Source organism: Undibacterium sp. Ji50W (assembly GCF_049340445.1).
GTDB lineage: Bacteria > Pseudomonadota > Gammaproteobacteria > Burkholderiales > Burkholderiaceae_D > Undibacterium.
Map to the genome: position 1 here is coordinate 52,771 of NZ_JBMPOX010000018.1, position 21,506 is coordinate 74,276.

The following is a 21,506-nucleotide window of genomic DNA, read 5'->3' on the forward strand; positions in this document are numbered from 1 at the left end:
AATGCCTTGGATGGCATGAGAAATATAAGCAAGACGCTAAACCTAGCACTAAAACTGAGAAAAACCCTCGGTCAAATACATTGAATCTGGCGAGCGCATCTACGCTCACCAGATATTGCAAAAAAACCGCGCAGAATTACAGACTCAATTAAAACTCTTCCCAGTCATCCTGTGCCGCCGATGGCGCTTTCCTGATGGTTTTTTCTGGTTTGCTGGCAGGCAGTGATTTGACTGCCGGGCGTTTGGCCAGCGGGTTTTCTTTTGCCGTCGCTTTGGCCGGGGCTATCGTTGCCGGTTTGGCTGCGGCATTGTCTTTCACATCCAGTTTGAAAATACTGACGGCATGATTGAGGTTGCTGGCCTGATCGCGCATGCTGCTGGCGGCTGCGGCAGCCTGTTCCACCAGCGCCGCATTTTGCTGGGTGGCTTCATCCATCTTGCTAATGGCCTGGCTCACCTGGTTGATACCATCTCTTTGCTCGGCACTGGCAGAGGTAATTTCCGCCATGATGTCGGCAACGCTTTTAATGGACACCACAATCTCGTCCATGGTTTTACCTGCATCATCTACCAGGCGGGAACCGATTTCCACCTTGTCGACGGAGTTGCTGATCAGTTCCTTGATTTCCTTCGCCGCATTGGCCGAGCGTTGCGCCAGATTGCGCACCTCGGTCGCCACCACGGCAAAGCCACGGCCCTGCTCGCCGGCACGGGCGGCTTCGACGGCGGCATTCAGCGCCAGTATATTGGTCTGGAAGGCGATACCATCAATCACGCCGATGATGTCGACGATTTTCTTCGAGCTTTCCTTGATTGATGACATGGTGTGGACCACATTCCCCACCACTTGCCCACCCTTGCTGGCCACTTCTGATGCGTTCGATGCCAGGGTATTGGCCTGACGCGCATTGTCGGCATTTTGCTGGACGGTGGAAGTCAGTTCTTCCATCGAAGAAGCGGTTTCCTCCAGGCTGGCAGCCTGTTGCTCTGTACGACTGGACAAGTCCATATTGCCGGTAGCGATTTCTTCTGAAGACACGGCGATGGAGCCACTCGATTGACGTACCATCATCACGGTCTGCATCAGGCTTTGGCGCATGTTTTCCAGTGCAGACACAAGCTGCCCCATCTCATCCCGAGAAGATGGTTTCAGTTGCTGCGTCAGGTCACCATTACCGATCGCTTCAAACTGGGTAATCGCCTGCTTCAACGGACGGGAAATAGCCGTCAACAAGAAATAAGCCGACACAAATACCGCAACCAGGCCACCAATCACACCAAAGGCATCGACCCACACAAAAGTAGTGAATGCCTGTTCGCTTTCTTTCAAGGATTCGGCTGCGCCAATGAACTGGTATTCACTCAATTTCTCCATCTTGTCCGAATAAGCACTGTAGGCAGGCGGCACCACTTTCATGTTCAGGTTGTCTGCCTCCTCCTTATTGCCAGCCTTCATGGCATTGAGCATGGGCGTATGACCGTCCTTGATGTATTTATCCCTTAAGGCAGCGACCTCATCGGAAATTTTCTTTTCTTCCGGGTCTTGCGGCAAGGACAGGTATTTTTTCCAGTAAACGTCTGACTGGCTCAGAAATGCCTCGGACTTCTTGATGGTCTCTGCCGTATCCGGAAATTCTGGATGGGCAATCGCACGGTCAAGAGAAGTGCGCGCGCGCAGGATCAGCACCCGGGATTGGCCTAAAGCTTCGACTGAGGGCAATTGATTGGTGAATAGATCCTTGATGACGGCATTACTGCCCCTGACACCATACACACCCATCAAACCACCGATGACCAGCATCACTGCCATAAAAGACATGGCACCTATCAGTCTTAATCTGATTGTCAGATTGAACATTACGACTTCTCCCTTTTTTCTTCCGAGTCAGTTTGGTACAAGAATACAAAGATTCTTATTTCGAATATTGATAAGGGACAACTTTAATGCATGAATTGCCATCCGAGTATAAATAACTTTACAAACTGCGCATAAAATTTGTGTTCATGGATACAAGTTCATACAAAAATAGGCACAAAAAAAATCCCCGACGAATCGGGGATTTTTTAGCGCAAAACTAGACTAACATTTCAGCAATTAGATTGCTTCGATGTTGGAAGCTTGCTTGCCTTTAGGGCCTGTAGTTACTTCGAAAGTAACGCGTTGGTTTTCTTTCAAAGATTTGAAGCCGTTAGATTGGATAGCGGAGAAATGAGCAAACAGATCTTCACCGCCTTCATCTGGAGTGATGAAGCCGAAACCTTTTGAATCATTGAACCATTTAACAATACCTGTTGCCATTACAATTTCCTATTTCAGTTAATGTGGGCATATGCCCGATAGATCGTTTCAACCAAGTAAGAAATGACAGACTGATACTGCACTACCACTTTGAATCTCAACGACCGAATGATTATACGCAGAATTTCATGAAAAAGTAAAATAAAACACATAGTCATCACGGAAACTTCAATTTTTCATGTTGCGCCACAGAAAATCAGTGGTTTTAAGCGCAGCTTACTGCCTGGACCGTGGTTTTCACGGCCAACACAGCCACCGGCTGCTTAATTTAGCTTGGCACCAAAATGCGCCGGGCGCTTACCCAAAAATGCCGACACGCCTTCCGCAAAGTCTGGCGTCATGGTGACCGAGGCAAATGCTTCGATTTCATCTGTGACCTGTTGTTCCAGCGAAGTCGATTCCGACTGGTAAATCAGGCGTTTCATCCGGGCATAGGTTTCATGCGGCCCACGCAATAAGCGCAGCGCCAGTTTTTCTGTCACGTCTTTCAATTGCTCTGGCGGCACCACCAGATTGACGAGCCCAAAAGCCAGCGCTTCATCGGCATCAAAATTTTCTGAAAACAATAACCATTCGAGTGCCTTGCGGTTACCCACCAGCCGCGGCAAAAACCAGGTATTGCCCACATCCGGGCTGGCACCGATTTTTGCATAGGCCATATTGAAACGCGTGCCCTTGGCAGCCACCACCAGATCAGCCGCATTCATGGTTCCCATGCTGCCGCCAGCCACCGCACCATGGACTGATGCAATCACGATAGCCGGTAAATTGTGCAGACGCAAAACGGCCTGGTTCAGTTCGGCACCGATTTCACGTATGGTTTCTGGCGAGGCCGGGTCACCCGGGCGAAAACTGGAAATATCGCCCCCCGCCCCAAACACCTTACCTTCGGCACGCACGATGACGACACGTATGCTGCGGTCATCAGCCAGTTCTTCTGTCAGCCGGTTCAGGCTGCGTATCTCGCTCATGCCCATCACATTCATGCTATCGGGATTATCAAATATCATGGTTGCCAATCCATTGGCTATTTCCAGACGTATGCTCATGTCAACCTCCTCTGGTTTTATGTTCTCCTATCATCGTAGTAAGAATGTCATAGAAAGGCAATCAGGCACGGCCATGTAACATGAAGCAGCGACGCCCGTGGCGATGCGCTCGCCTTTTTCGTTGCGTAAATCCATCAATACATTGGCGACACGCTTGCCCAGCAAATGACAAAAACGGATTTTTTCTTCTATGACAATTTTCAACACGTGTTGAAATTCGGGGTTAGCCAGAATGTTTTGCGTCATGCGTATCAGGGCGTGTTGACCTAGTCCTGTGTTGTTTCGTTGCACAAGGCAAACTAAGGCATTGCGTCCACCTTGTTGCCGGATCAAAATTGCAGTATCACAGCATCAATCCACTACACGTTTGGCCTTGAAATTATTTCAATCAAGCAATTGATTTAATAATTGCATCATCTTATAGTTCAAGACCAGAAAAGCCCGATATGGCCCATATGGCCCACCCACACCGGAGGATGAAATGACTGAAGCCTATCTTTTTGATGCGCCTCGCACGCCACGCGGCAAAGGGAAAAAGGATGGTTCACTGCATAGCGTCAAACCGGTGTCGCTGCTATCCGGGCTGATGCAGGACATGCAGCAGCGCCTGGCACTGGATACGGCACTGATCGATGATGTGGTGCTGGGTTGCGTGACGCCGATAGGCGATCAGGGTGCCGATATCGCCAAGACTGCGGCCCTCGCTGCCGGTTGGGACTGGCAGGTGGCCGGCGTGCAGCTCAACCGCTTTTGCGCTTCGGGTCTGGAAGCAGTTAACCTGGCGGCGCAAAAAGTACGTTCAGGCTGGGAAGACCTGGTAGTGGCAGGCGGTGTCGAATCGATGTCACGCGTGCCCATGGGGTCGGATGGCGGCGCCTGGGCGGCAGACCCGCAGACCAGCATGCAGACTGATTTTTTGCCACAAGGCATAGGTGCTGACCTGATCGCCACGCTGGAGGGTTTCAGCCGGGAAGATGTGGATGCCTTTGCCTTGCGCTCACAACAAAAAGCCACGGCCGCCAGGGCCGCAGGACGTTTCACCTCACTGCGGCCAGTGCGTGACCTGAATGGCCTGGTGATCCTGGCTGAAGATGAATTCATCAAGCCACAATCCAGCATGGCCGCACTGGCTGCGCTGAAGCCTTCTTTCGAGATGCCAGGCAAGATGGGCTTTGACAGTGTCGCCATACGCAAATATCCACACGTCGAACGCATACAGCATGTGCATACGGCGGGCAACTCATCAGGCATTGTCGATGGTGCCGCATTGGCGCTGATAGGTAGCGAAGCCATGGGCACGCGCCTGGGCTTGCAGCCACGGGCGCGCATCGTCGCCACGGCAGTCACCGGCACTGACCCCACCATCATGCTGACCGGCCCCGGCCCTGCCACCCTGAAAGCCCTGGGCAAAGCTGGCCTGCGCATAGAGGATATCGATTTGTTTGAAGTCAATGAAGCCTTTGCCGCCGTCGTCATGAAGTTCATGAAAGACCTGCATGTGCCAGAGGAAAAAGTCAACGTGAATGGCGGCTCGATTGCCCTGGGCCACCCTCTGGGTGCAACCGGCTGCATGTTGCTGGGTAACCTGATTGATGAACTGGAAGTGCGCCGACTAAAGCGCGGCCTTATCACGCTGTGTGTCGGGGGCGGCATGGGCATTGCCACCATCATAGAGCGTATCTAAGATATCCAGAGGAGAGCACATCATGATCAATTACAGCAAAGATGCGAATCAAATTGTCACGCTCTGGATCGATATGGCTGATCTGTCCGTCAACACCATGAATGCCGCTTTCCGGGCCACACTGGCGTTTGCCATCACGCGACTGGAAGAAGAAAAAGAACAAATCAGTGGCGTCATCATCAGTTCGGGCAAGGACAGTTTTTTTGCTGGTGGTGACTTGCGTGAACTCATCCGCTTACAAGATGCAGCATCCTGTTTTGTCATGCTGATGGAAAACCATGCGGTAATACGCCGGCTTGAAAAACTGGGCAAGCCGGTGGTGGCCGCCATCAATGGCAGTGCTCTCGGTGGTGGCCTGGAACTGGCACTGGCCTGCCACTATAGAATTGCCCTGGACAACCCTAGGGCAAAATTCGGCTTTCCTGAAGTGCGACTGGGCTTGCTGCCCGGTGCGGGTGGCGTGGTGCGCAGTGTGCGCATGCTGGGCTTGCAGGCAGCGACGCCTTATCTGCTGGAAGGTAAACAGATTTCCCCTGCCGCCGCAGTGCAGGCGGGTTTTGTGGATGCCCTCGCCAGCAGCCATGACGACATGCTGCAACAGGCACATGCATGGATAGCGGCCAACCCGCAGCCACAACAAACCTGGGATGATCGCGCCTACAAGATGCCCGGCGGGGCACCCCACTCCGCCACATTGCTACCGGTGATCATGGTGGCCCCTTCCATGCTGCGCGAAAAAACCCGTGGCAATTATCCTGCGCCGGAAGCCATACTTGCCGCCATGGTAGAAGGTGCACAAGTCGATTTTGACAATGCACTGAAAATAGAGGCGCGTTACTTTACCCATCTGGCAACCGGTCAGGTCTCCAGGAATATGATAGGCACCCTGTTCTTTCAGATGCAGGACATCGCCAGCGGCAAAAGCCGCCCACCGCGTATTCCCAAAACAAAAATCAACAAACTGGGCATCATCGGTGCCGGCATGATGGGTGCTGGCATTGCGTCTGTCAGTGCAGCACGTGGCATACAGGTGGTGCTGCGAGACCAGACCCCGGACCAGGCGCGGCAAGGCAAAATCGCCATCGCTGACAAGCTTCACAAAAAAGTCAGCCAGGGTTCATTATCAGCAAACCAAATGCAGGCACAACTGAGCAGGATTCAGCCCGCCGCGCTAGCGAGCGAATTCGCCGGCTGTGAGCTGATCATCGAAGCCGTATTTGAAAACCGCGAACTGAAAGCCAGTGTCAGCAGTGAAGCAGAAACCTGGCTCGCTGACACTGGTGTGATGGCGAGCAATACCTCTACCCTGCCTATTTCTGGCCTGGCCAAAGCGGTGAAGCATCCTGAACGTTTTATTGGCCTGCACTTCTTTTCACCGGTAGAAAAAATGCCGTTGGTGGAAATCATCAAGGGCAGCCAAACCAGTGCGGCCACGCTGGCACTGGCCTATGATTACGTCCAGCAAATCGGCAAGACACCCATCGTTGTGAACGACGCCCGTGGTTTTTTCACCAGCCGCGTATTTGCCAGTTTTATCAACGAAGGGCTGAGCATGCTGGCAGAAGGTTTGCCTGCTGCGCTGATAGAAAATGCCGCCCTGTCTGTCGGCATGCCGGTGGGGCCGCTGGCGGTTCAGGACGAAGTCTCACTGAGCCTGTCGCGCCATGTCGCACAGCAAACCAGGGTCGATCTGGCAGCGGAAGGCATCACCTGGCAAGCACCGGCGTCGTCCGCCATCATCGACCTCATGCTGGATCAGCATCAGCGTAGTGGCAAGGCTGGCGGTGCCGGTTTCTATGAGTATCCCGCCGATGGCAGCAAAAAATATTTGTGGCCAGAACTGGGCCGGCTGTTTGGCAAACCCGGTGTCAGTTTGCCTTACGCTGATTTACAAGACCGTTTCCTGTACCGGCAAACCCTGGAAACCCTGCGCTGCCTGGATGAAGGCGTGCTGGAATCCAGCCGGGATGCGAATATAGGTTCCATCTTTGGCATCGGCTTCCCTGCCTGGACCGGGGGCGCTGTGCAATTCATCAATCACGTTGGGCCAGCACAATTTGCCACAAGAGCGGGCGAATTGCAGGCCCGGTATGGCGACGCTTACGCATTATCACCCAATTATTTGCGTTATGCGCAGGACAGTCGTCAGTATTGAGTTAGCACAATAGTTCTTTATGTAGTACTGCTAGTCTTGAAATAGAAAAATTCAATTCTTTGCCTAGTTGTCGACTAATCAAACATATTGACTGCTGCTGGCACGTCCAGGCTGACATCACTGCGGGCCTGGGCGACGCAGGGCAAAATCCAGCCTTCCTGCTTTTCTTCCAGGCTCAGGCCTGGCCATTCCACACGATAGGCAATCTGGCCGGACAGCATTTTGCATAGACAGGTACGGCAAGTACCGTTGCGGCAGGAATTTGGCAGGCGCACGCCAGCCATCAGAGCCGCCTCCAGCAGGCTGCTCTGTTCATCGGTTTCGCACGTCCAGGCATGTGGTTGCAAGCTCAGCGTCCATGCATTCTTGGTCAAGCTCATATTTGTCGTTTTCCACCTTGTTTTTGAGACTGAATTTTACTAGATTGAAAGTCTGCCCGAGCTTGCATGATGCGAGGTCATGTATCAAGAAAACGGCGCACAAGTCATATCAGGAGCAAACCATGACGACAGCCAGTGCTATTCGCAAACCAGTTCAACAAGATGTTTATTCAGAAAGGCGCAATTTACGTGCACCCGATTTTACCCTGGTGCAATTGGATCCCAGAGATGTCATAGAAGGAGTTATGATACAGGAAGGCTATCAATCAGAAGATGCGCCTTCGGCAGGCAGTATGCGCGAGCATTGCCCCTATTGTAGCGGGGTGCAGCTGCAACTGATATTACGTTATAAATTTGTTAAGCGCTCGCATTTACTCTGCACCAGTTGCACCCGCTGCTACGATGCCTTGTATCCGGATGGTACTTCGGCGCTGGCATTGGGGGCCATGTCTCTGGTGTGAAGACAGCAGGAAATAGAATCAGTTGAAAATTGAAAACGGCATTTCCCATTGCTCGCGCAATAGTGAAATGCCGTTTTAAATTATTAATAGTAGGGAATGCTACAACTGCTGGTCTTACACAGCCTACCCCCAGAAATCTTACACCACAGTTTGCAAACGCATGGCCACGCCCATGTCGCCGGAGACTTTCAGTTTGCCCATCATGAAACCGTTCATCGGATTCAGTTGTCCGGTCAGCAAGGCTGCCAGGTTTTCCAGGGAAATACTGATCGTGCAGGCGGCTTCCTGATTGTCATTACTGACGGTATTGGGTGTCGCCAGGGCATCAACAAAAACCACACCGTCGCTACCGCAATCAAATTTCAGCGTGGCATTCAAACCACTGTTGTCACCAACTTTAGCGCGTATCGCTTCTGTGCATGCTTGCAAGTCCATGAATTACTCCTGAAAAATTTAAACGACTTGCAATGTAGCACAGCTAATCTTGGAGGAACAATACTAGAATAGGACTTACGCAAAACCGCCCCAGCTGCGTTGCAGCTCCTGCATTTACTAAGACCTTGTACTGTTCGTACTGTCTTCGTCGCTGGCGGTGTAGTCGGGGTTTCAGACAATACATTGTCTGCCGACGTAACGAACCTCCCCTGAAAGGGAGGTTTCCTAAAAGCGTTAGCCTTGCTGGGACAATTTTGCGTAAGCCCTGTAGAAGTCATTTCAGTATACAGGTCAGCATCCAGTAGTAGGTATTCCTGAAGATACGGATATCACGCACGGCAGGGCCAAATTTCTTACGCAGGGCACTGTCTGTAGGGAAATTTTTGAGAATTTCCACACGGCTACCATCTTCCTGTTTGCGCAACTGGAAGGTGTTGCCTTCCAGGTCGGTACGGGCGATGACGGTACTACTTCCTTCAACATAATTATTGTCTATCAGCACTAATGTTGTGCCCTTGCCTGCCACCTTGCTCAAGTGGGCCAGCAAGCCGGTCTGCGCTTCCCGTTTGACATGGGACCAGAAAAATCCGGCGAAGCAGGCTGAATACTGGTCTGCTGTGGCGGCGGGCAATTCATACAGATCGGCCAGCGCAAATGTCAGCTTGCCATCAGGATACGATTTGGCTTGCGCCAGATCGAGCATGCTTTGGTTGTAATCGCTTGCTGCGACGGAGCTTGCCTGGGCGGCATAACGTTCAGTCCAGTACCCTGTTCCACAAGCCAGTTCCAGCACACGCTGGTTTTGCAGCACGTCCTGCACACGGGTTTCGATTTCGCGCAAGTCTTGCTGGCGTTCAGGTCTTTGGTAAACCTTTTCCAGCGTCTGCGCTCTTTGCGCATAATAATCGCGCATGGTATTTTCACTCATTTTTATCTTTCAACAGAAAATCAATCAGCTCGACAAAACCGGCACCATACTCTGCATTGCAGACATAGCGCGGGTGAGCTTCAAACCGGTCCAGAAATTGTCGCACATTCGCTACCCCGACCGAAAAGGGGTAATGGGCAAACATGCTGGCATCATTGGCAGAATCGCCAATAAACACATGGGTACAACGGGCCTCTGCATCGTCCACGCCATACACTTCATGTAATAGCCGCTGGCTCATGCTCTGCTTGGAAAACGGCAGCACAGAGGCATGCGCATGGATGCTGCTGGTAGTGGCATACAGGCCATGTTCACGTATCAGGGCCACGACTTCATTCAATTGCGTCACGGGTATGGCCGGGATGTTTTCGGCGATATCAAAAGCCAGGTCACCGATGCGTTGCGGCGCATCTGCCGCTGGCAAGATAGCGGGAAAATGACGGCGCATGATGACGGCAAAGGCCTCCAGTTGCTGGCGATGCTGCTGACGTGTTGCAGCGTCGGCATAATACAGTGCCTGCTGCCGGCCCTGATCATCAAGCCAGAAGGCGCTGGCACCATTTTCGGCAATGACGGCATCAAAATCACATAACTTCAATAATGGCAGCGTCCAGTAAGTCGGCCTGCCGGTGACTGCAATGCGCCTTAAGCCTGCTGCCCTGGCCCGGTCCAGCGCATCCAGGCTGGCGACGGTCAGCTTGCCATGTGTGCTCAGCGTGTCATCGATATCGGTCAGGATGCCTCGCACCTGGCTGCGCTCTGCCGCGGGCCAGGTATGCAGGGCCTGCATGTTCATAAATCGTAGGTATCCTTGTTACCCTGCATGACATTGTCTATCATTTTACGGTTCAGGGTAGGGTTCAGTAATTCAATAAAGGTGTAGATATAGCTACGTAAATAAGCACCCTGCTTGATGGCGACACGTGAAATATTCATGCCAAACAGGTGACCGACAGGAATGGCGCGCAAATTGCGGTCACGTTCTGTATCAAATGCCATGCCAGCAATTATCCCCACACCCATACCCAGCTCGACATAGGTCTTGATGACGTCGGCATCAATCGCTTCCAGCAAAATATCGGGCTTCAGGTTACGGATATGGAAGGCATGGTCTATCTTGGTCCGCCCGGCAAAGGCGGAATCATAGGTGATCAGCGAATAATTGGCAATTTCTTCCAGCGTGACATTTTTCAGTTTCAGCAAGGGATGCTCGACCGGCACGACCACCACGTGTTCCCACTGATAGCAAGGCAGGGAAATCAGGCCGTCAAAACCGGCAATGGCTTCGGTGGCGATGGCCAGGTCGGCCTGGTCACGCATGACCATTTCGGCAATCTGCTTGGGATTACCCTGCAACAGCGACAAACGTACCTTAGGATATTTCTGCATGAACGCCTGTACCACCTTGGGCAAGGCATACCGGGCCTGGGTATGGGTGGTGGCGATGGTAAAGCTGCCACTGTCTTGCGCGGCAAATTCCTTGCCTATGCGTTTCAGGCCATCAATTTCCTGCATCACCAGTTCTACCGACTTCAGCACTGCCCTGCCTGGCTCCGTCAAGCCGCGTATGCGCTTGCCGTGACGGGTAAAGATATCGACCCCCAATTCTTCTTCCAGCTCAATGATTGCCTTGGAAACACCTGGTTGCGAGGTAAACAAGGCCTTGGCTGCCTCGGTCAGATTAAAATTCTGTCTCACGGCTTCACGTACAAAACGCAATTGATGTAGGTTCATAGGTCTTTTGGTAAGGGCGATAAAAATCTCTTATGCAATTAAACATAGGTTAACACGATTTAATATGCATCCGTTAGTATATAGACCCTGAGCCCAGAATTCCATGTTTCCAACCCGTCTGACATGTATAAACCACTTTTCCTGCTAATTTTGAGCTTCACAAGTTGCTTCTTGACATCAAATTCTGTCCATGCAGAAAGCCTGACCGTACAAGCACCACAAGTAAGAAATCCCCGGATATGCCTGGCCCTGTCAGGTGGCGGTGCCCGCGGCTTTGCCCATGTCGGCGTGCTGAAGGTATTGGAAGAATTGCATATTCCCATCGACTGTATCGCCGGCACCAGTATGGGTGCGGTAGTCGGTGGCCTGTATGCTGCCGGCCTGTCAGCCACTGAAATCGAAAGCCGCCTGGATGCATTGAAACTCAATGACATTGCCCTGGACCGCGTGGAAAGACGCTACCTGCCGCAATCCGTGCGTGAGGAAGATGAACAATACCCACTGGGCGCAACCCTGGGTCTGAGCGCCAATGGCGTGCGCCTGCCAGCCGGTGTGGTGCAGGCATCCCAGTTCCAGGAATTATTACAGAACTGGACTGCCCATCTGCAGCCGGATATAGAATTTGACCGTCTGCCCATCCCTTTCCGTACGGTCGCCACGGATATGGAAACCGGCAAAATGGTGGTTTTCAGCAAAGGGCCGCTGCACAAGGCGATACGCGCCAGCATGGCAGCACCCGGGGTTTTCGCCCCCATAGAAATTGATGGCCGCTTATTATCAGACGGCGGCCTGGTCAGGAACCTGCCGGTGGATATTGCCCGCAAGATGGGGGCCGACATCGTGATTGCCGTCAACATCGGCACGCCGTTACTGCCCCGTGATCAATTGCTGACCCTGTTCAATGTCAGCCAGCAAATGGTCAACATCCTGACCGAACAGAATGTGGAAGCCCAAAAAGCCCTGCTGAACGCGAATGATATTTTGATAGAACCCAATCTGGGCAATATCAGCTTCATGGATTTTGGCCGTTCCAGAGAAGCCGTGGTAATCGGTGAAAAAGCTACCCATGAACTGGCGTCAAGACTGCAAGCCTATAGCCTGTCACCACAAGTGTATGCCATCCGCCACCAGATCCGCCTGAACCCGCAATTACCAAAAATCGATATCCAGTTTGTCGATGTTGTCACCAATGGTGCCGTGCCTGAAAGCGATATACGACGCCAGTTGAACATACGCCTGGGTACGGAATACAAGGCCGAGGATGTCAACCGCAAGCTGTCAATACTCAACAGTGCACGCGACTTTGACAGCATCAATCATGAATTGATAGAGCGTGATGGTGAATATGGCATACGTGTGAATGCCAACGGGCGCAACTGGGGCCCACATTTCTTGCGTTTTGGCCTGGCCCTGTCCAGCGGTTTTGAAGGTACCGGCGGCTTCAAGTTACAGGTTGGCCATCGTCGCCCCTGGCTGACTGAGGGCGGGCTCGAATGGCGTAACGATCTGGAATTTGGCAACAGCCTCAAACTGCATACCGAACTGCGCCAGCCGCTGTTTGAACGCGAGGGCATGTATGTATCGCCATTTGCAGAAATCGGCCAGAACACCAGGAATTTATATAGCGGCAATACCCGCGTCGCCGAGTACAACTTCCGTAGCGACAAGATAGGACTGGATCTGGGCATGCGGCTGGGTGAACAGGGCATACTGGGTGAAGCCAAGCTGGGCTTGAACTTCAACAGCTATCGTGTGCGCCCGAAAATAGGCAGTTTCCTGTACTTGAACCCGGATGGCAGCCTGGGTACCGACCCTCTGCCCAGTGCCGACCTGCATCAACTGGGGGTGAAGGCGGCACTGGTCATCGACCAGCTCAGCGATGCCAGCTTTCCACGATATGGATACAAGTTCGACAGCAACGTCTTTTTGGGGACGGACCGATCCCACAACAACTACCAGGAACTGAGCATCAATACGACCTGGGCGAATAGCTGGAACAATCACAGCATCAACCTGAAACTGAATGGCGCGGGGCTATTCCAGACCGATACCGAAATACGCGGCATCGGTTCGACACTGGGCGGCTTCCAGCAATTGTCGGCCTATCAGCCAGATCAGTTCACCGGCAACTACATGCTGTACGGCAGCCTGACGTATTTGCTGCGTGCGGTGAAATTTGATCTGGCAGGACAAAGCCTGTTCCTTGGTACTTCGCTGGAAGCCGGCAATGTCTGGAACAAGCGTAGTGAAATTTCCACAGCCTCACTGCGCAAGAGTGCCAGCCTGTTTGCCGGTTTCAACAGCTTCATCGGCCCGATTTATCTGGGCTTTGCGGTGGCGCCGGCTGGCACCAGGAATGTGTTCTTCCAGTTGGGAAGGCAATAGAGGCATGCAATATAGGCATGCAATAGACGCTAGCTGCAGGCGGTTTAACCGCCATACGCATACACAAACTTGCCGGCCTGGATTTTGCCCATCACGCGCGAGCGCTGGTCCAGCCCCACATGGTCGGTCGGGCTCATGGTGATGACACCCTGGGGCACTACCAGCTCCCTGGTGTTTTCCAGCGCATTGCGCAAAGCCAGCCTGAATGCCCTGGTGCCAGGCTGTGCAGTCTTCAGCGCCACCGGGATAGCATTTGCCATCAGCATATAGGCACCCCAGGCGTCGCCGGCAAACTGGGTCACGCTACCCGGCCCATACGCAGTTTCATATTTCTGGGCGAAATCGACAGCGACTTTCCGGACCGGATTTTTTTCTGGCAGTTGACGGGCCACCACGGCCGGGCCGGTAGGAAACAGCGTGCCTTCGACATCCTTGCCACCCAGCTTCAAAAATTCCAGACTGGCGATGCCGTGGGTCTGATAAATCTGTGATTTATAACCGCGCTCTATCAGTGTCCTTTGCGGTAATACGGCTGGTGTGCCAGAGCCAGCGATCAACACCGCATCCGGCCTGGCAGACATGATCTTCAATACCTGGCCGGTGACACTGGTATCGGTCCTGGCAAAGCGTTCACTCGCCACGATCCTGATATGGCGCAGCTCAGCCAGTTTGGAAAACTCGCGCCACCATCCTTCGCCATAAGCATCGGCAAAACCGATAAAGGCGACGGTCTTGATACCATGATCCGCCATATGCTGGGTCAGGATGGTCGTCATATGTGTATCGTTTTGCGGCATCTTGAATACCCAGGCACGCCTGGCATCCATGGGTTCGACTATGCTGGCAGAAGCGGCCAGGGTGACCAGCGGCGTTTCGTTTTCTGCCACCACGTCCAGCAAGGCCAGCGCATTCGGCGTGGTATTGGGGCCGATGATGATATCAACTTTTTCTTCGGCAATCAGCTTCCTGATATTTTTCACTGCATTACCAGGGTCAGTGGCATCGTCCAGCAGAATGTAGTCGACCTTTTTGCCGCCGATTTCTTTTGGCCACAGCAGGATAGCGTTTTTGGACGAAGAACCGATGGCAGCCGCAGGCCCTGTGGTAGACAGGTTGACCCCCACCTTGATCTGGGCCGTCGCAGACACGCAAGCCAGACTCATGGCAGCCAACACGGCAGCACGCAAGGTGCAGGAAAAAACAGGCAACATACACGACTCCACTAAAAAAGAGGTACTGGTGATATCTCGAATTTACCCATCATTCACCGATCATTCACCCAACTGACAGCAGGTCAGCCGTGTTGCTCGACCACGCTTTGTTCTATCGCACCGAAAATCGATTTGCCATTCTTGTCCAGCATCTCGATCTTGATGCTGTCACCAAACTTCATGTAAGGCGTGACCGGCTCACCCATGGCAATCATTTCCAGTGCCCGTTTTTCCGCAATGCAGCTATACCCCTTGGCGGCATCCTTGTTGGATACCGTACCCGAACCGATGATGGTACCGGCACGGGCATTCCTGGTCTTGCATAAATGGGTGATCAGTTGCGGGAAAGAAAACACCATATCCACGCCTGCGTTAGGTTGCCCGACCAGCATATTATTGAGACTGGAACGTAAAGGCAGATGCACCTTGCCGTCTTTCCAGGCGTCACCCAGTTCATCCGGCGTCACTGCCACCGGGGAAAAACTGGAGGCTGGCTTGGACTGGAAAAAGCCAAAGCCCTTGGCCAGTTCTGCCGGTATCAGGTTGCGCAGCGACACATCATTCACCAGCATCAGCAGGCGTATATGTTCGGCGGTATTTTGCACCTTGACGCCCATGGGTACATCACCGGTGATGACCGCAATTTCGCTTTCGAAATCGACGCCCCATTCTTCCGACGCCATCACGATATCATCCTGCGGCCCGATAAAATCATCGCTGCCGCCCTGATACATCAGCGGGTCATGCCAGAAACTGTCGGGCATGTCGGCATTCCTGGCCTTGCGTACCAGCTCGACATGATTGACGTAGGAAGAACCATCTGCCCACTGGAAGGCACGCGGCAACGGTGCCATGCACTTGCTGGCATCAAAATCAAAACTGTTAGTGGCCCGCCCGCTGTTCAGGCGCGCATACAATTCATCGAGCTGGGGTGCCATGAAATTCCAGTCATCCAGCGCACGCTGCAAGGTCGGTGCCATGCCATCGGCGATGCAGGCCGTCTTCAAATCGCGGGATACCACCAGCAACTGACCATCGCGGGAACCATCCTTAAGTGTTGCAAGCTTCATAAATCCTCTGTTTTTATCGTCATATCCCCGATTTTACATGATCAAAAAGCGGAAACTGTCAGGAAACCCACATGCCAGACGACTAATCACAAATTTAGCTAGCGCTACAGGCCAATTTTGGTATGCTCAATACGCTAACTTCTTTGCAATTTAATTCGGCAAAACCGGACAAATCACTGGGTGCAACCGGCGAAAATTGATCCCTGGTGGACTGTAACAGTTGAAACAGAAGCGAAAGACGCATGCCCGGCGATCAGGGTAAGACGCAAAGCGGAGCGATAGTGAACTATTGCGAGCATTTGCAACGCAGCCATGGTCGTCGCGCAAGCGGAAGGCACTCTGTTTTCAATTGTTACAGTCCACTAACTTCCTAACCCACTGTTTTATATAGGAATCCTTATCATGAATTTCAGCAATCTCAAAATCAGGGTACGTCTCAGTTTTGGTTTTGGCCTGACCTTGCTGACCATGCTGCTGATGGTCAGTATCAGCGTCGTCCGGCTCAATGAAATTGCTACGCGTAACAAGCAAATACTGGAAAACGATGCCGTCGGCGTCACCAGTGCGCTGGAAATTTCTGCCATCATCCAGGAAAACAGCAGCCGGACCCTGGAATTGTTCATCACACCGGATCAAAACGCACGCACTGTGCAATATGGCGCCATCGATGCCAACAAAAAGAAAATCACTGCTTTGCTGGACACCCTCAAGAAGCTGGCACAATCACCGAAAGAGAAAGATGCCGTTGACAAACTGATCGCCTCCAATGCGGTGTTCGTCACAGCCTTCAGCAAAACCGGGGATTTGATAGAACTGGATCAAAAAGATGAAGCGGTGACGATGATGGGCAAGACCACCTTCCCTGCCCTGAAACAATCACTGACCGACATCAATACCCTGGCCGAGCTCCAAAAATCTGACATGGCAGCGAATGGCGAAGAAATCAAGAATATCATCATGTTCTCGCGCAACCTGATGGTAGTCCTGGGGATTATCGCCCTCATCCTGAGTGCCGCCGTTGCCACCTGGATTGCACGCTCGATCACCCGCCCGCTGGATGCTGCCGTCAAAGTCGCCACCCGCGTGGCCAACGGCGACCTGACCGGGAAGATAGAAGTCCGTTCCCGCGATGAAACCGGGCAATTGCTGAGCGCCCTGGCGGACATGAACAATAGCTTGGTGATGACCATCAGCCAGGTCCATAACAGTACCGAGATGATTTCCTCCGCCTCCAGCGAAATTGCCTCCGGCAATGCCGACCTGTCGGGCCGCACCGAATCACAGGCCAACTCACTGGAAGAAACAGCGTCTTCGATGGAAGAGCTGACATCGACCGTCAAGCAAAATGCCGACAACGCCCGCCAGGCCAATCAACTGGCGATATCGGCGTCCGAAGTCGCCACCAAGGGTGGACATATCGTTGGCCAGGTGGTCAACACCATGGGCTCGATCAAGGATAGCTCGGGCAAGATCGTCGATATTATCGGCGTGATTGACGGCATTGCCTTCCAGACCAATATCCTGGCCCTGAATGCTGCTGTCGAAGCGGCGCGTGCTGGTGAGCAGGGACGCGGTTTTGCCGTGGTGGCCGCCGAAGTCAGGAACCTGGCACAGCGTAGCGCCAGTGCCGCCAAAGAGATCAAGACCCTGATCGACGATTCGGTAGAAAAGGTCAACCTGGGTAACAAGCTGGTCGACGAAGCCGGTATGACCATGGATGAAATCGTGACCTCGGTCAAGCATGTGGCCGATATCATGAGTGAAATCACTGCTGCCAGCCAGGAACAAAGTGCAGGCATAGAACAGGTCAATCTGGCCATTTCCCGCATGGATGAAATGACGACGCAAAATGCCGCACTGGTCGAACAGGCATCTGCCGCAGCCGAAAGCATGCAGGAACAGGCCGGCGCACTGGCGCAGGCAGTCAGTGTATTCAAACTGGATATCGCCCAAAAAACCACGGCACCGGCTGCCGTCAGCAAGCCACGTACTGCCAGCAAACCAGCCCATGCGCCATTGAAGTTAGGCAAGACACCCGACAAATCTGCCACTTCAGTCAAGCCGGCAATGAAGCAATCCGCCGTAGAAAAACCGACCACGGGTGCACATACAGACTGGGAAGAATTTTAAAAAAACCAGCAACACACATGTAAAAACAGCTCCCTGTCCGGAGCTGTTTTTAATTGAAGATTCAAACCCTTCAAATCCTTCATACCCTTCTACCCTTCATACCGACAAATCCACCTGTTGCAGGCTATGCGCCTTGCCATCTTCACTCAGCCACACACCGGAAGAACGGATTTGCCCATCCGACTGATTTTGCGCATTGTTCAGGGAAAACTGGGTACTGGCATTGCCCAGATACAGGGCACCGACATTTGCCTGTTTCAGTGTCTGCAACTGGTCATGGCCGGCACCATCCTTGGTCCACACTTTCAGCTTCTGGTAGACCGCATCATTTTCATCTATCCAGTGATTGCCATCGCTGTCGTAGGCGGCCAGTTCAGAAAAACCGTTGCCGGTACCGGGACCAAATAATTCGGTGCCATTATTGATCTTGCCGTCATTGTTTTTGTCCAGCGCCAGGAAACCTGCACCCTGGACAAACGAGATATTTTCTTTGGTGCCGTCACCGTTGAGATCAAAGGCAAATTTCTGTGATGTCAGTTGGGCAGAATTACCGGCGAAATTGATGACCAGAGGGTCCACTTTTTTGGCATCGCCAAGGCGGACATGGGTATCACTCTCTTCGTGATAATTACGACTGAGGTCAAAGGACAGATCGAAACTGATTTCCTTGTTATCGGCAGTGATGATTTTACCGCTGGCCTGGAAGGAAGTCTGCTCAGTTTCGGTATAGGATTCGTGCGTATCCACTTCAACACCCCAGCCTGCCTTGCTGGGTGCTGGCGGCTGCGCCGCTGCCGCAGCAGTTGCAGGTGGAGCCGTGCTTGCTGTGGTACTGGGCTGCACATCAGCGCTGCTTAAGGTATTGATTTTTTTGCCGGTCATCAGTTCGATGATGTATCTGATCAGGCGTATGCGCGGATCATTGTCGGCCTCATCCGTGGCCTGTTGCACTGCATCGGCCTGGGCCGTCGAACCTGGTGGCGCAGCCTGTACAGCACGTGCGGCATCAGAAATTTGCACGTTGCTGGAGGCATTCTGCAAATTTGCCGGCAAGGCCGTATTGCGCCCTTCAAAATCGGGGCGCGTGTTACCTATCCAGGCGCGCAGTTTTTCCTGGGTTTCCAGCGTACTGCTGGCAGCATGATTGGATGACAGGGATATGTCAGAGGAAACAATTTTCACGATGCGCTCCCGCCTTGCACTAAAAAACTACTAGAGCGAACTCGCAGCAGCAAACTATTTCTGTCGCGTTTCTTTTGAATACGCAACAGCCTGCCATCGCAGCCCTTATTCCATGCAGGGACGCGACCACGCATGACGTGCATGCCTGATGCCAGTTCTGTCAGCACGCCAATTTTGAACAGATGAGCATCCAGACGAAATGTGCGTGATCACATCATCTAACGGTCAAAGTTCAAAAAGCTTTATAGGAGAATGCAAAGAAAAGCTGGCTTTGTTCCCCAGCCTGATGGAACCTCTTGCAGATTGCACAGTCTATCAACGCGCCATGCATCAGCGGCAATGAAATATGTGCGGTATTCATTTCAATATTTAGTGGGATGAATGACATGGTTGGGGGCCTGCAATAACATTGTTGAAATGAGTTCTGCTAAGCTTGCAAATTATTTTTTAATTATTTTTTTACGGAAAGTTCACATGAGCACATTGCGCTCCACAATCAGCATGCGCCGCATCCACCGCGTCCTGCTTTCTGCCAGCTTGCTGAGTTCCGTCAACCTGCTGGCAAGCGCAGCCACGATGCCCGGGCCACAAGCCAGCTCAGAACTAACTGTAACGGCTGCAAAAGTCAGTGCAAAGGTCGATGCAAAGGTCAGTGCAGAAGCCAGCAGGCAACTTAATGCACTGGCTGAACAGTATTACAACAAGCAGGCGGCCTTTGAGCCCATAGGGGCGTCCTACAATGGTGACACCCGCTTTGACGACAAGCTGCCTATGACCATCGCGCCTGCCGTCAAGGCCAAACAGGTCGCCATGTGGCAAGATATTGCCAGCCAGTTGGCCAGAATCAATCGCCAAGCGCTGACCGCAACCGATGCGGTCACCTATGACTGCCTGGATTTTGAAATCCATGCCAATCTCAATATCAGCAAGTTTGATAATCAGTTATTGCCACTGAATCAAATGGACAGTCTGCCCGTCACACTGGCGCAATTTGCCTCTGGCCAAAGTGCCCAGCCCCTGAAAACCGTCACGCAATACCGGATCTTCCTGCACCGCCTGCAGCAATTGCCACTATGGCTGACACAGGCCACCAGCAATATGCGTGAAGGCATGCAACGCGGCATCGTATTACCCAAGGCGCTGGTGGTCTCTACCCTGCCGCAATTTGCACAATTGGCGATAGACAAAGTCGACGATCATGCCTATTACGCCCCCATCAAGAATTTCCCTGCCGATTTTTCAGCGGCAGACAAACAAAGCCTGACCAGGCAATACCGCGTCGCACTCAGCAGCAAGATATTGCCGGCATTGCGCCAGTTCAATCAATTCCTATCCACTGATTACCTGGCGGGCAGCCGTGCCAGCAGTGGCTGGAGCGCCCTGCCCAATGGCGATGTCTGGTACCGTGCCTGGGTCAAGGACCAGACCACGACCGACATGACGCCGGAACAAATCCACGCCCTGGGCCTGAAAGAAGTGGCGCGCATACAAAGCGAATTTGTTGCCCTGGGACCAAAGCTCGGCTACCAGGGCGACCCGGTTGGCTTGCCCGCCTGGATCGACACCCAACGCCAATATCGCCCCTACAAGACCGAGGCAGAGGTGCTGGATGGTTATCGCCAGATAGAAAAGATGGTCAAGGCCAAATTGCCCGCCCTGTTTGACAAGATGCCCAAGGCACCACTGGATATTCGCGCCGAACCTGAAATCAGCCGCCAGACTGCATCCGACCATTACACCCAACCGGCATTTGATGGTTCCCGTCCGGGTGTTTTCTGGGCGGTCATCAATAATCCGGCCGATTACAGTACGACCGGCATGACCACCCTGTACCTGCATGAAGGCCAGCCTGGTCACCACTTTCACTTAGCAAGATCACAAGAACTGGACATCCCCAAATTCCGCAAGTTTGGCGGCAATAATGCCTACACCGAAGGCTGGGCCCTGTATGCCGAAACCCTGGGTAAGGAGATGGGCTTGTTTGAAAATGACCCGAATGCCTACCTGGGTCACCTGACAGACGAACTCTTGCGCGCCACCCGTCTGGTGGTGGATACCGGCCTGCATTCCAAGGGCTGGACGCGTGAACAAGCCATTGAATACCAACAGGCTACCCTGGGTTATAGCGAAGCCGCCTCACGTCAGGCGACCGAACGTTATATGGCCTGGCCAGGTCAGGCGCTGAGTTACAAGATAGGTTCACTGAAAATCGTGGAACTGCGCCAAAGAGCCAGCGCCGCCCTCGGTTCACGCTTCGATTTGCGACAGTTCCATGACGTCGTTCTCAGCGATGGCACGCTGCCGCTAGCCTTACTGGAAGCCAAGGTGGACAAATGGATAGCCAGCCAAAAGACAAATTGATGCAGATTTGACTTATTTTGCATCGCTTGATTGACCTGCAAC

18 protein-coding genes are annotated in these 21,506 nt (G+C 52.8%); 6 read left to right on the forward strand and 12 right to left on the reverse strand.

Going from position 1 to position 21,506, the window contains the following annotated elements; genetic code table 11:
* Positions 1-148: 148 nt before the first annotated feature.
* The 4 genes from ACO0K9_RS21085 to ACO0K9_RS21100 form a co-directional block, all read right to left on the reverse strand.
* Positions 149-1,858 carry a methyl-accepting chemotaxis protein gene (locus ACO0K9_RS21085; RefSeq protein ID WP_422988081.1) on the reverse strand — a complete coding sequence of 570 codons (1,710 nt, stop codon included), beginning with the start codon at positions 1,856-1,858 and terminating at the stop codon, positions 149-151.
* Positions 1,859-2,095: 237 nt separating this feature from the next.
* Positions 2,096-2,299: a cold-shock protein gene (locus ACO0K9_RS21090; protein ID WP_422988083.1), complete on the reverse strand. Its 204-nt coding sequence runs from the start codon at positions 2,297-2,299 to the stop codon at positions 2,096-2,098.
* Positions 2,300-2,562: 263 nt separating this feature from the next.
* Positions 2,563-3,348 carry an enoyl-CoA hydratase/isomerase family protein gene (locus ACO0K9_RS21095; RefSeq protein WP_422988085.1) on the reverse strand — a complete coding sequence of 262 codons (786 nt, stop codon included), beginning with the start codon at positions 3,346-3,348 and terminating at the stop codon, positions 2,563-2,565.
* A gap of 30 nt (positions 3,349-3,378) precedes the next feature.
* Complete coding sequence (locus ACO0K9_RS21100; RefSeq protein ID WP_422988087.1) at positions 3,379-3,594, reverse strand: hypothetical protein; 216 nt, start codon at positions 3,592-3,594, stop codon at positions 3,379-3,381.
* A 235-nt stretch (positions 3,595-3,829) separates the two neighbouring features.
* Here ACO0K9_RS21100 and ACO0K9_RS21105 point away from each other — a divergent pair, with 235 nt between their 5' ends.
* Both ACO0K9_RS21105 and ACO0K9_RS21110 read left to right on the forward strand, forming a co-directional pair.
* Positions 3,830-5,032, forward strand: a complete 1,203-nt coding sequence (locus ACO0K9_RS21105; RefSeq protein ID WP_422988089.1) for an acetyl-CoA C-acetyltransferase — start codon at positions 3,830-3,832, stop codon at positions 5,030-5,032.
* 22 nt (positions 5,033-5,054) lie between these two features.
* Complete coding sequence (locus ACO0K9_RS21110) at positions 5,055-7,187, forward strand: 3-hydroxyacyl-CoA dehydrogenase NAD-binding domain-containing protein (protein WP_422988091.1); 2,133 nt, start codon at positions 5,055-5,057, stop codon at positions 7,185-7,187.
* A 74-nt stretch (positions 7,188-7,261) separates the two neighbouring features.
* Here the strand turns inward: ACO0K9_RS21110 and ACO0K9_RS21115 are convergent, their stop codons facing one another.
* Positions 7,262-7,567 carry a 2Fe-2S iron-sulfur cluster-binding protein gene (locus ACO0K9_RS21115; RefSeq protein WP_422988093.1) on the reverse strand — a complete coding sequence of 102 codons (306 nt, stop codon included), beginning with the start codon at positions 7,565-7,567 and terminating at the stop codon, positions 7,262-7,264.
* Between the two features lie 122 nt (positions 7,568-7,689).
* Here ACO0K9_RS21115 and ACO0K9_RS21120 point away from each other — a divergent pair, with 122 nt between their 5' ends.
* On the forward strand, positions 7,690-8,028 hold the full coding sequence (locus tag ACO0K9_RS21120; RefSeq protein ID WP_422988095.1) for a hypothetical protein: 339 nt from the start codon (positions 7,690-7,692) through the stop codon (positions 8,026-8,028).
* A 138-nt stretch (positions 8,029-8,166) separates the two neighbouring features.
* On the opposite strand, the gene ACO0K9_RS21125 is transcribed toward ACO0K9_RS21120, so the two are convergent.
* From ACO0K9_RS21125 to ACO0K9_RS21140, 4 genes are all read right to left on the reverse strand, one after another.
* Positions 8,167-8,463, reverse strand: a complete 297-nt coding sequence (locus ACO0K9_RS21125) for an SCP2 sterol-binding domain-containing protein (RefSeq protein WP_422988097.1) — start codon at positions 8,461-8,463, stop codon at positions 8,167-8,169.
* A 274-nt stretch (positions 8,464-8,737) separates the two neighbouring features.
* The gene (locus tag ACO0K9_RS21130; protein ID WP_422988099.1) at positions 8,738-9,391 is read right to left on the reverse strand and encodes a class I SAM-dependent methyltransferase; all 654 of its coding nucleotides are present in this window, start codon (positions 9,389-9,391) and stop codon (positions 8,738-8,740) included.
* The gene (locus tag ACO0K9_RS21135; protein WP_422988101.1) at positions 9,384-10,187 is read right to left on the reverse strand and encodes an HAD family hydrolase; all 804 of its coding nucleotides are present in this window, start codon (positions 10,185-10,187) and stop codon (positions 9,384-9,386) included. The genes ACO0K9_RS21130 and ACO0K9_RS21135 overlap by 8 nt, the downstream gene beginning before the upstream one ends.
* Positions 10,184-11,125, reverse strand: a complete 942-nt coding sequence (locus ACO0K9_RS21140; protein ID WP_422988103.1) for a CysB family HTH-type transcriptional regulator — start codon at positions 11,123-11,125, stop codon at positions 10,184-10,186. Before ACO0K9_RS21140 ends, ACO0K9_RS21135 begins: the two co-directional genes overlap by 4 nt.
* 171 nt (positions 11,126-11,296) lie before the next feature.
* Here ACO0K9_RS21140 and ACO0K9_RS21145 point away from each other — a divergent pair, with 171 nt between their 5' ends.
* Complete coding sequence (locus ACO0K9_RS21145) at positions 11,297-13,510, forward strand: patatin-like phospholipase family protein (protein ID WP_422988105.1); 2,214 nt, start codon at positions 11,297-11,299, stop codon at positions 13,508-13,510.
* A gap of 44 nt (positions 13,511-13,554) precedes the next feature.
* Here ACO0K9_RS21145 and ACO0K9_RS21150 read toward each other — a convergent pair whose 3' ends face one another.
* The gene (locus ACO0K9_RS21150; RefSeq protein ID WP_422988107.1) at positions 13,555-14,721 is read right to left on the reverse strand and encodes an ABC transporter substrate-binding protein; all 1,167 of its coding nucleotides are present in this window, start codon (positions 14,719-14,721) and stop codon (positions 13,555-13,557) included.
* A gap of 83 nt (positions 14,722-14,804) precedes the next feature.
* Positions 14,805-15,791, reverse strand: coding sequence for a fumarylacetoacetate hydrolase family protein (locus tag ACO0K9_RS21155; protein WP_422988109.1), 987 nt, complete (start codon positions 15,789-15,791; stop codon positions 14,805-14,807).
* A gap of 402 nt (positions 15,792-16,193) precedes the next feature.
* Here ACO0K9_RS21155 and ACO0K9_RS21160 point away from each other — a divergent pair, with 402 nt between their 5' ends.
* Complete coding sequence (locus tag ACO0K9_RS21160) at positions 16,194-17,921, forward strand: methyl-accepting chemotaxis protein (protein ID WP_422988111.1); 1,728 nt, start codon at positions 16,194-16,196, stop codon at positions 17,919-17,921.
* A 96-nt stretch (positions 17,922-18,017) separates the two neighbouring features.
* On the opposite strand, the gene ACO0K9_RS21165 is transcribed toward ACO0K9_RS21160, so the two are convergent.
* Positions 18,018-19,103 (reverse strand): hypothetical protein, encoded by a 1,086-nt coding sequence (locus ACO0K9_RS21165; RefSeq protein ID WP_422988113.1) that lies wholly within the window; start codon positions 19,101-19,103, stop codon positions 18,018-18,020.
* Between the two features lie 474 nt (positions 19,104-19,577).
* Here ACO0K9_RS21165 and ACO0K9_RS21170 point away from each other — a divergent pair, with 474 nt between their 5' ends.
* Positions 19,578-21,464, forward strand: coding sequence for a DUF885 domain-containing protein (locus ACO0K9_RS21170; RefSeq protein WP_422988114.1), 1,887 nt, complete (start codon positions 19,578-19,580; stop codon positions 21,462-21,464).
* Positions 21,465-21,506: the final 42 nt, after the last annotated feature.